The following is a 13,494-nucleotide window of genomic DNA, read 5'->3' on the forward strand; positions in this document are numbered from 1 at the left end:
GAAGCCTATTTGATACCACCTTAACATAATTTCCGCAAGCACTTTCTCTGCCCGCGAACTATTGATTCATGGAATCGAGGAACTCCTGGTTTCCTTTGCAGGCGGACAGTTTTTCCAGCAGGAATTCCATGCTGTCGACCACATTCATGTTGGACAGCACCTTACGCAGCAACCAGGTGCGCTGCAAAGTGGTCGTATCGAGCAACAGCTCTTCGCGACGAGTGCCCGACTTGTTGATGTCGATAGCCGGGAAAGTCCGCTTATCGACCAGGCGTCGATCAAGTTGCAGCTCCATATTTCCGGTCCCTTTGAACTCTTCGAAGATCACCTCGTCCATCTTGCTGCCGGTGTCGATCAGCGCGGTGGCGATGATGGTCAGACTGCCCCCCTCTTCGATATTGCGCGCCGCGCCGAAAAAACGCTTCGGCTTGTGCAGAGCATTGGAATCGACGCCCCCCGAGAGAATCTTGCCGCTCGGCGGCACCACGGTGTTGTAGGCACGGGCCAAACGGGTGATGGAATCGAGCAGGATGACCACATCCCGCTTGTGCTCTACCAGGCGACGGGCCTTCTCGATAACCATCTCCGCCACCTGGACGTGACGGGTCGCCGGTTCGTCAAAGGTGGAAGAGATGACTTCACCGTTGACCGAACGCTGCATATCGGTTACTTCTTCCGGCCGTTCATCGATAAGCAGGACGATAAGGTAGACTTCCGGATGGTTGGTAGTGATGGAGTTGGCAATATTCTGCAGCAACATGGTCTTGCCGGTACGGGGAGGCGCAACGATCAAGCCTCGCTGGCCCTTACCGATAGGAGCCGCCAGATCCATAACCCGCATGGAAAGGTTGTCCGGTTCGGTCTCCAGAACAATTCGCTCTTCCGGATACAGCGGCGTCAAATTATCAAACAGGGTCTTGTCCCGCGCCACGGCCGGATTCTCGAAATTGACCTCCGCCACTTTGAGCAGCGCAAAGTAACGCTCCCCTTCTTTAGGGGGACGAATCTGTCCAGCCACAGTATCGCCGGTACGCAGATTGAAACGGCGGATCTGCGAAGGAGACACATAAATATCGTCCGGGCCGGGAAGATAATTGGCGTCCGGAGCCCTCAGAAAGCCGAAACCATCAGGCAATATCTCCAGCACGCCCTCACCGTAGATGGCGCCCTTTTTCGCCGCTGTCGCATTGAGGATTGCAAAAATGAGATCCTGCTTGCGCATCCCCGAAGCTCCCTCCAGCTTCAGGTCCTTGCCAATCTGGACCAGGTCGGTGATTTTCTTTTCTTTCAACTCTTTCAGATTCATACATTCTCCTCACCCACAGGGGGTGCAACGAGCGGAATACCGGTTTTATCGCGGCGGCTTACCACGCTGTATTTCCGGCCATCCTTTTTCGGCTACATATACTTTCGGCTTTGACGGTCAATTGGATATCGATAGTGGAATGTCTGGTGCTAGAGGAAGGGGAATGATTCCTTGCCAAGCCCGGCCGCAATCAAGAAGCGAGCCGATATCGGCACTCAGAATACTCCGTTTCTATGTATACAATAATTACTTACGAATAATAGGATAGTCTGGAATATTTTCTTCGAAGGGGCTCGGGACAAGGACAGCCAAGGGCTGGAGGCAGTCCGATACTGCCTCCTATCTACCTCAGTAATAGAGCCCGTGTCAATCGATAATTTTCTTCAGGATTACCACCGGAGCCTCTGATTCGCACTTTCGCCCGCCATCAACGATCAGAACCGTTGTCCTTGAAGGGGTTCAGCAGACCGGGCTTCAACTCTTTTGCCAACTGGTCGAAAAGTTCCTGGTAAGGTTGCGGTAAAGCCGTCTCCTTCAGCCATTTGCGTCCCGACGATTCAAGATTCCGCTCCAACCCCGCCAGGGAAATGAAGCGGGTCGGGATTTCATCGCTCTGATTGTAATAGGCTTCATCAAAAGCGGGATATTGAAGATTCAGAAAAGCTTCGCCCCCCTGATACTCCCAAACGATCTCGCCAGAGGGCAACACCACCGCAGCCGTAGCCAGAATACTGTTGAAGGGAGCCTCCAGATAACTCAAGCGGGTCCTGTCCCAACGTTTTTCATTTCGCACCGCGCCATTAAGAACGACGACCAACAGTGCATCGGTAGTATTTTGCCGAGCCAACTCAGCGACTGTCCGAGCATTGAAACTGTAATGATAATAAGGGCCGCGACTCCCTTCCTGCAAAGACCGACCCTGAACCAGACTACCGAACAAGGCTCCTCCGTCGCCGGACACCGGACGCACATCAAAATAGCCTTTTTTCTTTTTAAGCATATCGACCAAATGCTGATTTTGGCCGACACTGGTGCGCCTTAGCAATTCACCAATTTCCTGAGACCGGGGGTGTTCGACATGTGAGTTAGCATCAACCAGCAAGGGAACGACTCCCAGGGTGCGAACCCGCTGTCGATATTCTTCTTTATCGACTTTGAAACTGCCAGCACCGCAAGCCGTCAAAGAAACTGTCAAAACCATCAAAAACAGAGCCCTGATCATGCGCCATATCTCCTCTTTTGCAACTGGAAAGCATTATACCACAGCCTTTACGATCGGCAGCGACCCCCCAACTATCATTTTAACGGGTCGCGGGCGACCCGGTTGACAGATTAGAACCACGGGGTATAAATTTCTAAAGATTACAACATCCTACAGCAAAATCCTTCAAATGTGTACAAAGGAGGCTCCCGTGCGCTTTTCTTTTTCAGTTCACAGCATTAGTGCCATTTTATTTCTATTGATCTTAAGTTCACCGGCGTCAGCCGAAAGCCTTGAACCCCTTGGTCTGCAGGACGCACAATTATTGCCGAAAAACCATGCGGAATTCCGCATCGGCCTGGCCTACTACGACGGCTTACACAACCAGTTCCAGAAACAAGATCTCGACCGGCGGATCGCCGAACTGCCAAGTTTGACCCTTAACCTCGGACTGGGAGAGCGGGTTGAGGCGCAACTGCTCTACAGCTACCTGCACCTGCGGGAAGACGGCCAGGACGACCGCTGGGGCAGCGGCGACCTGACTGTCGGTCTGAAAGTGCGACTATGGCAGGAGTCGTTGCGTGTTCCGGCCCTGGCCGTACGGCTCGCCACAAAACTGCCCAACGCCGACAATAAAGACGATTTGGGCACCGACGAAGCCGACATTTTCATCGACCTGCTCGCCACCCGGAACTACCCGCTCTTTTCGACTTATTTCAACCTCGGCCTGGCCATTCTCGGCGATCCGCGACCGGGCAGTGACAGCCAGAACGATACCATCCGCTATGCCCTCGGCATTAAAACACCGTTGATGAACAATGGACTGGCCGGCCTGCTGTCGATCGAAGGCATGGAAGATTCCATCAATAACCGCTGCGCCGTGCGCGCCGGCCTGCAATTGCCCGTCGGCAGCTGGGTGTGGGATCTGGGCGGCAGCGTCGGCATCGCCAGCAAGAGCGAGGATTGGGGTGTGCGCACCGGCCTGACTATTCCATTTAACCTTCCCGCTACTTGGTAAACTCAGCCATCGGCCACCTGGGAACCGGTCGGCACCTGCTGCAGAGCAAAATGCTTTACTCCCCAGGCCACAACTTCGGAGGCGGAGGCCCTTTGCAGGTCCTCCGGCACCGCCTGACCAAGAAAACGCAGTGCCCGCCACAAGGCCTGCGCCCGGCCTTCGGCTGTTGCGATAGCCGCCGCGCCATGGCGCTTGCTGATTTTTTCGCCGTCCGAGGCAAGTGCTAGCGGCAGATGAATATATTCCGGAGGCGAATAACCGAGGCAACTCTGCAAAAAGATCTGGCGCGGTGTCGAGGCCAGCAGGTCGGCGCCACGCACCACTTGATTGACACCGGATTCGGCATCATCCACGACCACCGCCAACTGATAGGCAAACAAACCGTCCGCTCGGCGCAAGACAAAATCCCCCACCACGCTTTCCAGCCGCTGTTCCCGAGCACCGAACACTCCGTCAACGAAACAAACCTGCTCCTGCGGTACGCGAATCCGCAAAGAGCGAGGTCGACGACCTTCAGGCAAGCCGGCCCGGCAAACACCCGCATAAACAGGACCCTCCTCGCCAACGTGGGGAGCGCTGGCCAGCACCTCCTTGCGAGAACATCCACAGGCAAAAAGCAAACCACTCTGCTGCAAACGGTCCAAAGCCGCCTGATAACGATCGGTCCGCCGGCTCTGATAAAGCACCGGACCGTCCCACTCCAGCCCACAGGCTTCGAGAGTCTGTAAAATATGGTCCGCAGCACCCGCCACCACCCGCGGCGCATCAAGGTCCTCGATACGCACCAGCCAGGATCCGCCACTCTGACGAGCCAGGCAGTAGCTGCCGATTGCCGCCACCAATGAACCGAAATGAAGAGGCCCACTGGGACTCGGTGCAAAGCGACCAACCACCCGCGGACTGTCCTGCGAACAAACCATACAGCCACCTTCCTTGTGATTTATCGAAATATGTCGCCCTTATGCTCGCCTGTCAAGCCCAGACCACCAAAACACCTCCTCCTCCCCCACAACAATTCACATTCATACCAAGCCTTATCGCGCCTTTTATCCGACCTGTCCTTCTTTGCCATTGACAAAGATTGCCTCGGCAGGTTATTGCTTACCATACAAGTCACCGATTAAAAGCAGGATTATGGAGGATTCGTGGTTATCACAAGGGCGACGGAATATGCCATTCGTGCAGTAATGTTTATGGCGATGCAGCCTTCCGGCACTACCGTACTAAAAAAAGATATCTGCCGGGAACAGGAGATCACCCCGGCTTTTCTCACCAAGATTCTGCAACCGTTGATCAAGAGCGGCATCGTCGGCTCTCACCGAGGCGTGCGGGGCGGATTTTACCTGAGCAAAAGCGCCGACAGCATCACCCTGCTCGACGTGATCAAGGCCGAGGAGGGGGATATCCACCTCAACCTCTGCCTCGAAGAAGCCGGGACCTGCCAACGGGAAGCCTACTGTTCAGTGCAGAAGGTCTGGCAAGAAGCCCGCGCCGGCCTGGTTGAGACCCTGGACAGCTATACCTTTGCCCGTCTAGTTGAAATGGCAGACCAGGGGCAGCCCCTCGACCTGCCTTGATACAGCACCAACCTGCCATACCGGCAAAGCAAAGGCGATTGACTTTCTTCCGGGGCTCCTTTAGAGTTACGAACCAAACAATTTAATATCAAGCAACATCTTTATCGAGAGTGGTGGAGGGGAAGGCCCTGTGAAACCACAGCAACCGATTCGCCGGAGGCGAATGCCAGGTGCTAATTCCTGCCCCGCATGGGGAGAGATGAGGGTGGAGCCGAGATCTGCATAGTATTCATGCAAGACATAAACGGCCCCTTCCTGCATTGCGCAAAGGGGCCGTTTATTTATTTGGAGACCGATAAAGCCTTGGATCAGTCGGTAGGAATCGTCACAACCGAATACGCAACCTTCGATGTCGAGTTGCCCTTGGAAAGCGGCCGCCTGCTCGGGTCGCCCCTGACCCTCGCTTACGAGACCTACGGCTGTCTCAATTCAAGCCGTTCCAACGCCATCTTGGTCACCCATGCCTGGACGGGCGACGCCCACGCCGCCGGCAAACACACCCCGGATGACCGCAAACCGGGCTGGTGGGACGACATGATCGGGCCGGGCAAGGTCCTCGACACCGACCGCTATTTCATTGTCTGCAGCAACGTTATCGGCTCCTGCGGCGGCTCAACGGGGCCGACCAGCATTAACCCCCGCACCAACCGCCCCTACCGGCTGAATTTTCCAGTAATCATGGTGCGCGACATGGTCCGCGCCCAGAAACTGCTCATCGACCATCTGGGCCTCGACTCCTTGCTGACCGTCATCGGCGGCAGCATGGGGGCCATGCAGGCCCTGGAATGGGGTGTCCTCTACCCCGAAACAGTGCGCTCCATCATCCCCATAGCCGGCACCGGGCGCACCTCGCCCATGGCCATCGCTCTCAACGCTTTAGCCCGGCAGGCGATTTTTAACGATCCGCTATGGAAAAAGGGGAATTACAAGCCGGAGCATCCACCAGCCGAGGGATTGGCTTTGGGCCGGGCCGTCGGCCACATCTCGTTTTTGTCCGACGCCTCAATGAACCTCAAGTTCGGCCGGCGTTTTTCAGCCAGGGACGGCATGTTCGACTTTTTCGGCCAATTCGAGGTGGAGCGTTATCTCGAATACAATGGGCGCAACTTTATCGACCGTTTCGACACCAACGCCTTTCTCTACCTGGCCAAGGCTCTCGACCTCTACGATGTGGCCTGGGATTTCGCCAATCGCGAAGAGGCTCTGTCCCGGATCGATTGCCCCTCGCTGTGGTTCGCCTTCAGCTCCGACTGGCTCTATCCGCCCCAGCAAAGCGAAGAGATGGTGACCCTGCTCAAAAAGCTCGACAAACCCGTTGAATATCATCTGATCGATTCCGATTACGGCCACGACTCTTTTCTGATCGAACCGGAAAAGTTCACCCCCCTGATCAGTGCCTTTCTCGATCGGTTAGCGACCTCCTGACCGTCCGGAACCAATCCGCCAAACACTCAATCAACCAGATGATTGTCCAGAATACAATGGCAGGTACTGCGCTGCGACAGCATCGGCGACGGGAGTCTGCAACAGGAAACGCTGTTGCAGACAGGCATGATTGAAACTTATTCGAGACGAGTGTTTTGCTATGCTTTACTCTCCAGATATTCCATTATTGCCGCCGCAGATTTTTTCGACAAGCTCACAGCCTCGGCAACGGTTTTTGCGCCTGTCACCACATCACCTGAAGCAAAAATGCCCTCGCGCGTAGTACGACCCACTTCGTCTGTAATCACCAGTCCGCTTTTGCCGATTTCAATTCCCTTAAGATTGCTTCTGGGGGCCTGACTCACGGCAATAATGACGGAATCGGCATAAATGAACACACCAGAGTCTTCAACTGTACGAAGGCTCTTTCCGTTTTCTTCAGTTTCCACAAACTCGGTTCGCACGCACTGCACGCCGCTGTCGGTAATCTCCACAGGGGCATGGAAGAAAGAGAATGAAACGCCTTCTATACGAGCGTAGTCATATTCATGCTGGGTGGCAGACATGGCATTCAACCCCCGCCGATACAGTATACTCACCTCTGTTGCACCGTTTCGCAGGGCGGTTCGGGCGGCATCCATGGCTACGTTGCCCGCACCAATTACCACAACCTTCCTCCCAAGCTCATAGGCTTCAGGGCTTTTGAGGTAGTTGATAGCGTAGTGCACATGGCCGAGAGTTTCGCCTTTAATGCGCAACGGGCGCGGGTTCCACACCCCGGTGCCGACAAACACGGCGGAATAGGCATCGCTGAGCAGGTCATCGAGAGTAATAATGGGGCCGACAAGCATGTTGGGGCGAAACTTAACGCCCAGTGCCAGTAAGCGTTTCTTCAATTTATCCAGCAAATCCTTGGGCAAACGGAAATCGGGAATGCCGTATCGGAGCACACCCCCAATCTTGTCTTTGGATTCAAAAATCGTCACATCGTAGCCGTTGGCAGCCAGGATAAAGGCAACGGTAAGCCCGGAGGGGCCAGAGCCGATAATAGCTATGCGGCCATCACGGCGAACTGCTGTTTTTCTCGGAATATACTGATCCAGATAGTAGCTGGAGATGTAATGCTCGATGTCACTGATTTGCACGGGGGAGCTTTTGCGGCCAAGCACACAGTGGCCTTCACAAAAGTTCTCGTGTGGACAGATGCTGGAACAGATGACCGACAACGGGTTGTTTTCGAACAGCATTTTGCCGGCTTCTTTCATTTTCCCGTCAAGAAACAGGCGGATCATGTCGCTAACGGCTGTTTGGTTTGGGCACCCTTTTGTACAGAGAGGCTCTTTACACAGCAGGCAGCGCCTTGCTTCTTCGATGATATGCTTACCCATGGTGTCGTACTCTCAAGGTGTGCCGCCAGCGCATAATCTTGCGGGGCAAAAATGTCTCACTTTTTTACATTACAGGGCATCAGAGTGCCTAATGCCCTGCCTTATGCCGCCAGGTACTGGAAGACGGTCAGCACTTCCCGGCTACCGCAACCAGGCTGACTCCTAGTTTTTTCTCCAGACTTTGTATCTTCTGCAGGTTTTCGCTGGACAGTTCCGTCATCGGGGTATCGCTGCAACTGAACGCAAGCAGTGGTGAGTGAATTTCCTGTTCCAGGTTGTTGATTTCCTGAAGGTCTTTTTCGGTTAATTTCGATAAGCTGCAGATCATGGCGTTACCTCCATTCCTTCTGGGTTACAGGGGGAAAACAGGCCTCTTTGAGCAGTATACAACACCGTAAGCATCCGATGCCAGTGAGGGCGGAGGTAACAGACGACCAGCCTTTCTATAGGGGGGGGACATGGTTCCCCCGGAACTAGACACCCCAAAAACACCACAGATACCTTGATTGTGCGGGCACAAAGAATCCGGCAGGGTGCATTCCAACGCAAACCATAGCAACATTCAACATCAGATCGAAATGCCGCAATTCCGAGAGCGACGCCTCAATCGAACAAAAAAGTATCCAGAATATATCGGGAGATACTGCGTAACGGCGGCATCGCCGGCAGATCGTCGAGCGGAAACCAACGGGCATCCTCCAGCTCCCGATAGTCGATCTGCAACTCGCCACCGGCATAATCAGCCACAAATCCGGCCATCAACTGACTGGGAAAAGGCCAGCATTGGCTGCCGACATAACGCAGGTTGGTGATATCAACACCTGTCTCTTCCTTAACTTCCCGGGCCGCTGCTTCTTCCAGACATTCACCGAAATGAACAAACCCCGAGATCAGGCTGTAACGCCCGGCCGGCCAATGGGCCTGACGGGTCAGCAACACTTCCCCCGGTCTCTTCACCAGGGTAATGGCACAGGGGTGAACATTGGGGAAGAATACCCAGCCGCACTTCGGACAGCGCTTGCCCCATTCCCCGGGCAGACGCTGGGCGTTGCCACCGCACTGGGGACAGCAACGACTGCTTCTTTCCCAATGCAGAATCTGCAATGCGGCCCCCCGAGAGACAGAGGCTCGATGGGAATCTGGCCATGCCAGTCCGACAGCTCCACGGCAACCCATTCTTCCGGCAGAGAAACCGCCTCATCCAATTCCAACAAGCGGCAAGGTTGTCCATCCCAAGTTCCGAGATACAAGGGATCACCCCCCTGGCGCACAATGCTACTCGGTAAGTCGCTGGGCAGAACAGGTTGTTTTGTCGGACCCCGCATCCACAGTTCGCCATCACGCAGCAACAGCCACACACCCTCCCCCCCGCCGGGGTCGGCATCGGGAGATTCCAGCCTGAAACGCTGCCGCAGGCATTCGGTATTGAAGGGCAAGTGCAACGGCGACAAATAGGAATCGGGTAACAAGTTCATAAAATTCGACCTTCCCTTTCAATGCAACCAGGACGGAGGACACACGACTCTCTGACAAAAAGGTTCTCGCCCCTCTCGTGTAGCCCCTCGACGATCAGTCCGTTGGATAGATCAAGGTCAACTCGCCAAAAACAGCACGAAAAGTCATTGGCAGGCGGCCGTGATAATCGCCATCGAGTTGAACCGCGGCTTTGGACCCGGCGAATGTGAGTTCTCGCCCCTTAAAACGCCAGACCTCTCTTTCGGTCAGGGGCCTGCCAAAAGCAACCTTGAGCATGCTGTACAAAAATCCGAGGCGCCCCCTGCGACGAAACAGGCAGACCTCCAAGGTATCGTCTTGTAACGACGCTTCCGGGGTAATGGAAAAACGGCCGCCGTAGTAGCGACCGTTACCGATAACGGCGGAACTTCCTTGATAGCGGCGACCCTGTTCATCGACGGCCTCAATGATCCCGGGTACAGAGCGCAGCAAAACCTTAAGAGAACTTACCAGGTAGGCCAACTTACCGACTCGGCGTTTCAACGGTAGACTAACTCCGGCGACCACCTCGGCATCGAAACCGATGCCGGCCATAAGCAAAAACCGGGTATCCCCAGCCAGACCGAGACACACCGGTCGGGGATGGCCACGCAAGGCCACGGCGCAGGCCTGCTCCACGTCGAAAGGAATACCTACCTCAAGAGCGAAGACGTTGGTGGTCCCGAAAGGAATGAACGCCAGCGGAATGGCTGACGGGGCCAATCCGTTGATCACCTCATTGAGAGTACCATCACCGCCGGCAGCTATAATGCGGTCGAAACCGGCCGATTTCGCAGCGATCGCGGCCTGCATGGCATCGTTGCGTTTTTCCGTCAGCACAAGATCAACCGTGGCGCCGGCGGACTGCAGGCAGGCGACCGCACAATCTATTTTATTTCGCGCATCACCACCGGCCACCGGATTGGCAATCAGTTTGATTTTCATTACGTTCCCCCCACTGCCAGCAATGTTTGATCGTTATGATTTCAACAGCAACCCCAGCGTACCAGCCCCATCAATATGCCGGTTCAAAGATAGGTCTGCAAGACATTTTCCCTGCCCCCAAAAGGGTGTCCCACCAATAGCGTTTTACGCCCTCGCCTCTTCATCTTGTGTTGAGTACGAAAGCAAAAACCCGCAAGTGAACAAAAAAAATCGCCTCATTATTTAAATGGGCGACTCAACTTAACGGATTCTTAGTTACTTTGAATGGGAAGGAACGAGGAAACACAAGGCCTGACGGGGGCTACCAGACCAGATGCAACTTGAGACCATAGGTCGGATTCAACAATTCATCGGCGGCTAAAACGATACTCAAAGGACTGGTTGGCAAAGCAACATGCACCCCAGCGAAAGCGTTCGCCTCGGTAAAGGCCCGCTCCCTCAAAAGAGCCGGTTCCAGCTCGGGTGGCACCTCGTTTTCAGTATCCGGAGCATAGCTCCCCGGATTGGCAGGAGCGGCGACCAGAGTCAATTCAACATTCTTTGTTGCAGATGAACGACCGGTATCGCTTGTGGCAGCGAGACTCAATTCGGCCGCGGAGGCGATCCCGGCAGCCATTGCCAAGAGTAGCATTATTTGGATTGTTGTCATAAGCTGTCTCATCGGTCTTTCCTTTCCCGCCGAACAGCGCAAGCTTGCTGATACCGGCTGCATTTCTTCCTGGCAACTGTTATATTCAACAAAGGTGCCAACTCGACAGCATTGAAGGCAAAAACAGCTGCCAGGCCTTTTGCAGAGAGGCTTCACGGCCATACCCGGTCAAAACTCAAAATAGAGAGCCTACGGAAAGTGTGGCATTTAAACCACAGTCCTGCTCGGCAGAGTCACCCATCAGGTCAAAACGCGAACATTTTTGACAATTCTCGACCACAGCCTGCGAATGCGAATTAACAATCGCTTACCGCAGACCTGAAACGACGGCAATATGACCATTCCAGAGCTACTAAAAGAGTCGAAAACAGGCAGGCTTCTGGCAGTAGGGGACATCCACGGCTGCCTCGACCTTCTGCAGCAACTGATGCAGAAGGTCGCTCCGCACGGGGACGATCAGGTTATCTTCTTGGGAGACTATATAGACCGCGGGCCCGATTCCCGCGGAGTGATCGACTACCTGCTCGACTTTCGCGAGCAATGGCCGAAAACAATCTTTCTCAAAGGCAACCATGAAGCGATGCTTCTCAACTTTCTAGATGGGCACGAGCGCCTGCGCTATCTGTTGAACGGAGGCGAAACCACCCTGTACGGCTATCGGGAGAAGGGACGATTGGCCATCCCACAGGACCATCTGCAATTTTTTCGCGATTTGCGCCTCTATTTTGAAACGGAGCATTATTTCTTTGTCCACGCTGGACTTCGACCGGGCGTTTCGCCACAAGACCAACAAGAGGAAGACCTGCTATGGATTCGCGAAGACTTCCTCAAGTCCGATTATCGCTGGGGCAAGACCATCGTGTTCGGTCATACCCCCATGCGCAAACCGCACCTCAAACCTGAGCGAATAGGCCTGGACACCGGCGCAATTTACGGCCGATGCTTGAGCTGCTGCGATGTCACTTGCCGCAAAATCTGGACAGCCCAAGCACAATAATAAGCTTAAAAATCATTTCGACTGACGGTTGCAAATCATTATTGACGACGCCGCAAAAGCTTCATGCGGTGGCTAAAGCATCATCCTTTCTTCGCTGCCACCTGCCGACGAAGCAAATCACCGGGCTGGGTACCAGTCGGCAAATGCATGACAATTTGAGAGTTGGGTTGCGCAACGGTCAATGGCTGCTCTTTTTCGGACGCCAAGGAACCGACACAAAAACTCCCCTGGCGCATTCCGGGGCCGATCAGCTCCAGCTCCTCGCCAGGGAAAAACCGATTACGTCCTTCGACAACACCTCGTCCATCCTCACTGACCGACCGCACCACACCGACAAAATCATGGCTGCGCCGATAGATGGAATCGCCGCTGTGGACCTGGGCGTTTCCGGCCTCGGTCAAAAAACCGCTGCCATAGGGCCTGTGACTGACTTTTTCCAATTCCTGCCGCCAGGAAGGGTCACAGCGGTAGCTTGCCGGATCGGCCAGATAACAGTCGAGGGCGGCCCGATAGACGCGGGTTACCGCCGCAACATAGTAACAGCCTTTCATTCGTCCTTCGATTTTCAAACTATCGACCCCGGCATCAACCAACTGGGGCAGATAGTCGATCAAGCAGAGATCTTTGCTGTTTAATATATAGCTGCCACGGGAATCCTCTTCGACAGGCATGTATTCGCCGGGGCGGGTTTCCTCCACCAAGGCATATTTCCAGCGGCAGGATTGAGCGCACAGACCACTGTTAGCGCTGCGATCAACCAGGGCTGCAGACAACAGACAGCGTCCAGAATAAGCCACACACTGGGCCCCGTGGATAAAAACCTCAAGCTCCGCGGTAGTCGTATCCCGGACTCTCCTGATTTCTTCCAGCGTCAATTCCCGGGCCAGATTGACACGTCGGACCCCGGCCGTCCTCCAAAATTCCGCAGCAGTGCCGCTGGTCGTATTGGCTTGAGTCGACAAATGAAGCTCGCGACCGGGGTCGACTCGCCGCACCGTGGCCAGCACGCCAGGATCAGCCACAATATAGGCATCGAGATCAAGCGCTCTCAACTCTTCCAGGTAATGGCTCAATTCAGCCTGTTCCGCCGGCCGAAGATAGGCATTTAACGTCAGGTAAAGTTTTTTCCCGGCGGCATGAACCAGGTCTTTGGCCTCTTTTAACTGGGCCAGTCCAAAGTTTCCGGCAAAGGCCCGCAGACCAAAGTGGTCCCCTCCCAGATAAACCGCATCGGCCCCGTAAGCCAAAGCCATTTCCAGTTTTTCCAAGTCCCCTGCCGGGGCCAGTAATTCAGGATGACGCATATACGGTCCTTCTCCTTATAAAAACCAATTGGGACCAGGATGTCCCCACAGGATGCCTTATTCATTTGGTGAACAACTTTTCTTCGGCATTCAAGGTATCACAAAAACCCCTCCCAGGGGAAAGACAGCGGATACTCCGAGCGCCCATTCCCCCCTTGACAAGTGCCTAAAAAGCCTATAATTTTCTAAC

General features: G+C 54.5%; 13 protein-coding genes, 1 pseudogene and 1 riboswitch. Of the genes and pseudogenes, 4 read left to right on the forward strand and 10 right to left on the reverse strand.

What is annotated here, in order from left to right:
• Positions 1–58: 58 nt before the first annotated feature.
• Together rho and A7E78_RS08390 are read right to left on the reverse strand one after the other, a co-directional pair.
• On the reverse strand, positions 59–1,306 hold the full coding sequence (rho, locus tag A7E78_RS08385) for a transcription termination factor Rho (protein WP_072283796.1): 1,248 nt from the start codon (positions 1,304–1,306) through the stop codon (positions 59–61).
• 427 nt (positions 1,307–1,733) lie between these two features.
• The gene (locus A7E78_RS08390) at positions 1,734–2,528 is read right to left on the reverse strand and encodes a hypothetical protein (protein ID WP_072283797.1); all 795 of its coding nucleotides are present in this window, start codon (positions 2,526–2,528) and stop codon (positions 1,734–1,736) included.
• A gap of 190 nt (positions 2,529–2,718) precedes the next feature.
• Here A7E78_RS08390 and A7E78_RS08395 point away from each other — a divergent pair, with 190 nt between their 5' ends.
• Positions 2,719–3,525 (forward strand): hypothetical protein, encoded by an 807-nt coding sequence (locus A7E78_RS08395; protein WP_072283798.1) that lies wholly within the window; start codon positions 2,719–2,721, stop codon positions 3,523–3,525.
• A 2-nt stretch (positions 3,526–3,527) separates the two neighbouring features.
• On the opposite strand, the gene gluQRS is transcribed toward A7E78_RS08395, so the two are convergent.
• Complete coding sequence (gluQRS, locus tag A7E78_RS08400) at positions 3,528–4,445, reverse strand: tRNA glutamyl-Q(34) synthetase GluQRS (RefSeq protein WP_072283799.1); 918 nt, start codon at positions 4,443–4,445, stop codon at positions 3,528–3,530.
• Positions 4,446–4,670: 225 nt separating this feature from the next.
• On the opposite strand from gluQRS, the gene A7E78_RS08405 reads away from it, so the two are divergent.
• Positions 4,671–5,102: an RrF2 family transcriptional regulator gene (locus A7E78_RS08405; RefSeq protein ID WP_072283800.1), complete on the forward strand. Its 432-nt coding sequence runs from the start codon at positions 4,671–4,673 to the stop codon at positions 5,100–5,102.
• Positions 5,103–5,200: 98 nt separating this feature from the next.
• Positions 5,201–5,308, forward strand: a riboswitch (SAM riboswitch).
• A gap of 97 nt (positions 5,309–5,405) precedes the next feature.
• A complete protein-coding gene (gene metX / locus A7E78_RS08410; protein ID WP_072285097.1) occupies positions 5,406–6,527 on the forward strand; it encodes a homoserine O-acetyltransferase MetX in 1,122 nt (373 codons plus the stop codon).
• Between the two features lie 158 nt (positions 6,528–6,685).
• On the opposite strand, the gene A7E78_RS08415 is transcribed toward metX, so the two are convergent.
• The 6 genes and pseudogenes from A7E78_RS08415 to A7E78_RS08435 all read right to left on the reverse strand — a co-directional run bounded on the left by A7E78_RS08415 (position 6,686) and on the right by A7E78_RS08435 (position 11,015).
• Positions 6,686–7,915: an NAD(P)-dependent oxidoreductase gene (locus A7E78_RS08415; RefSeq protein WP_072283801.1), complete on the reverse strand. Its 1,230-nt coding sequence runs from the start codon at positions 7,913–7,915 to the stop codon at positions 6,686–6,688.
• A 127-nt stretch (positions 7,916–8,042) separates the two neighbouring features.
• Complete coding sequence (locus A7E78_RS08420) at positions 8,043–8,243, reverse strand: hypothetical protein (RefSeq protein WP_072283802.1); 201 nt, start codon at positions 8,241–8,243, stop codon at positions 8,043–8,045.
• A gap of 275 nt (positions 8,244–8,518) precedes the next feature.
• Positions 8,519–9,019 (reverse strand): NAD(+) diphosphatase, encoded by a 501-nt coding sequence (nudC, locus tag A7E78_RS08425; protein WP_158516090.1) that lies wholly within the window; start codon positions 9,017–9,019, stop codon positions 8,519–8,521.
• Between the two features lie 17 nt (positions 9,020–9,036).
• Positions 9,037–9,390, reverse strand: a pseudogene (locus A7E78_RS15765) (NUDIX-like domain-containing protein); the annotation flags it as partial.
• A gap of 94 nt (positions 9,391–9,484) precedes the next feature.
• Positions 9,485–10,354, reverse strand: coding sequence for a diacylglycerol/lipid kinase family protein (locus tag A7E78_RS08430; protein WP_083552915.1), 870 nt, complete (start codon positions 10,352–10,354; stop codon positions 9,485–9,487).
• Between the two features lie 301 nt (positions 10,355–10,655).
• The gene (locus A7E78_RS08435) at positions 10,656–11,015 is read right to left on the reverse strand and encodes a hypothetical protein (RefSeq protein ID WP_072283803.1); all 360 of its coding nucleotides are present in this window, start codon (positions 11,013–11,015) and stop codon (positions 10,656–10,658) included.
• A gap of 322 nt (positions 11,016–11,337) precedes the next feature.
• Here A7E78_RS08435 and A7E78_RS08440 point away from each other — a divergent pair, with 322 nt between their 5' ends.
• On the forward strand, positions 11,338–12,000 hold the full coding sequence (locus A7E78_RS08440) for a metallophosphoesterase family protein (protein WP_072283804.1): 663 nt from the start codon (positions 11,338–11,340) through the stop codon (positions 11,998–12,000).
• Positions 12,001–12,080: 80 nt separating this feature from the next.
• On the opposite strand, the gene A7E78_RS08445 is transcribed toward A7E78_RS08440, so the two are convergent.
• Positions 12,081–13,304 (reverse strand): peptidase U32 family protein, encoded by a 1,224-nt coding sequence (locus A7E78_RS08445; protein ID WP_072283805.1) that lies wholly within the window; start codon positions 13,302–13,304, stop codon positions 12,081–12,083.
• Between the last annotated feature and the right edge of the window lie 190 nt (positions 13,305–13,494).

The sequence above is a fragment of the Syntrophotalea acetylenivorans genome (assembly GCF_001887775.1).
In the GTDB taxonomy this organism is placed as follows: Bacteria; Desulfobacterota; Desulfuromonadia; order Desulfuromonadales; family Syntrophotaleaceae; genus Syntrophotalea_A; species Syntrophotalea_A acetylenivorans.

Excerpts from the sequence above, each read along its gene's own strand:
- A7E78_RS08415 (WP_072283801.1), bottom strand. The coding sequence starts at position 7,915 with ATGGGTAAGCATATCATCGAAGAAGCAAGGCGCTGCCTGCTGTGTAAA.
- A7E78_RS08420 (WP_072283802.1), bottom strand. The coding sequence starts at position 8,243 with ATGATCTGCAGCTTATCGAAATTAACCGAAAAAGACCTTCAGGAAATC.
- rho (WP_072283796.1), bottom strand. The coding sequence starts at position 1,306 with ATGAATCTGAAAGAGTTGAAAGAAAAGAAAATCACCGACCTGGTCCAG.
- A7E78_RS08435 (WP_072283803.1), bottom strand. The coding sequence starts at position 11,015 with ATGAGACAGCTTATGACAACAATCCAAATAATGCTACTCTTGGCAATG.
- A7E78_RS08430 (WP_083552915.1), bottom strand. The coding sequence starts at position 10,354 with ATGAAAATCAAACTGATTGCCAATCCGGTGGCCGGTGGTGATGCGCGA.
- gluQRS (WP_072283799.1), bottom strand. The coding sequence starts at position 4,445 with ATGGTTTGTTCGCAGGACAGTCCGCGGGTGGTTGGTCGCTTTGCACCG.
- A7E78_RS08440 (WP_072283804.1), top strand. The coding sequence starts at position 11,338 with ATGACCATTCCAGAGCTACTAAAAGAGTCGAAAACAGGCAGGCTTCTG.
- A7E78_RS08390 (WP_072283797.1), bottom strand. The coding sequence starts at position 2,528 with ATGATCAGGGCTCTGTTTTTGATGGTTTTGACAGTTTCTTTGACGGCT.
- A7E78_RS08445 (WP_072283805.1), bottom strand. The coding sequence starts at position 13,304 with ATGCGTCATCCTGAATTACTGGCCCCGGCAGGGGACTTGGAAAAACTG.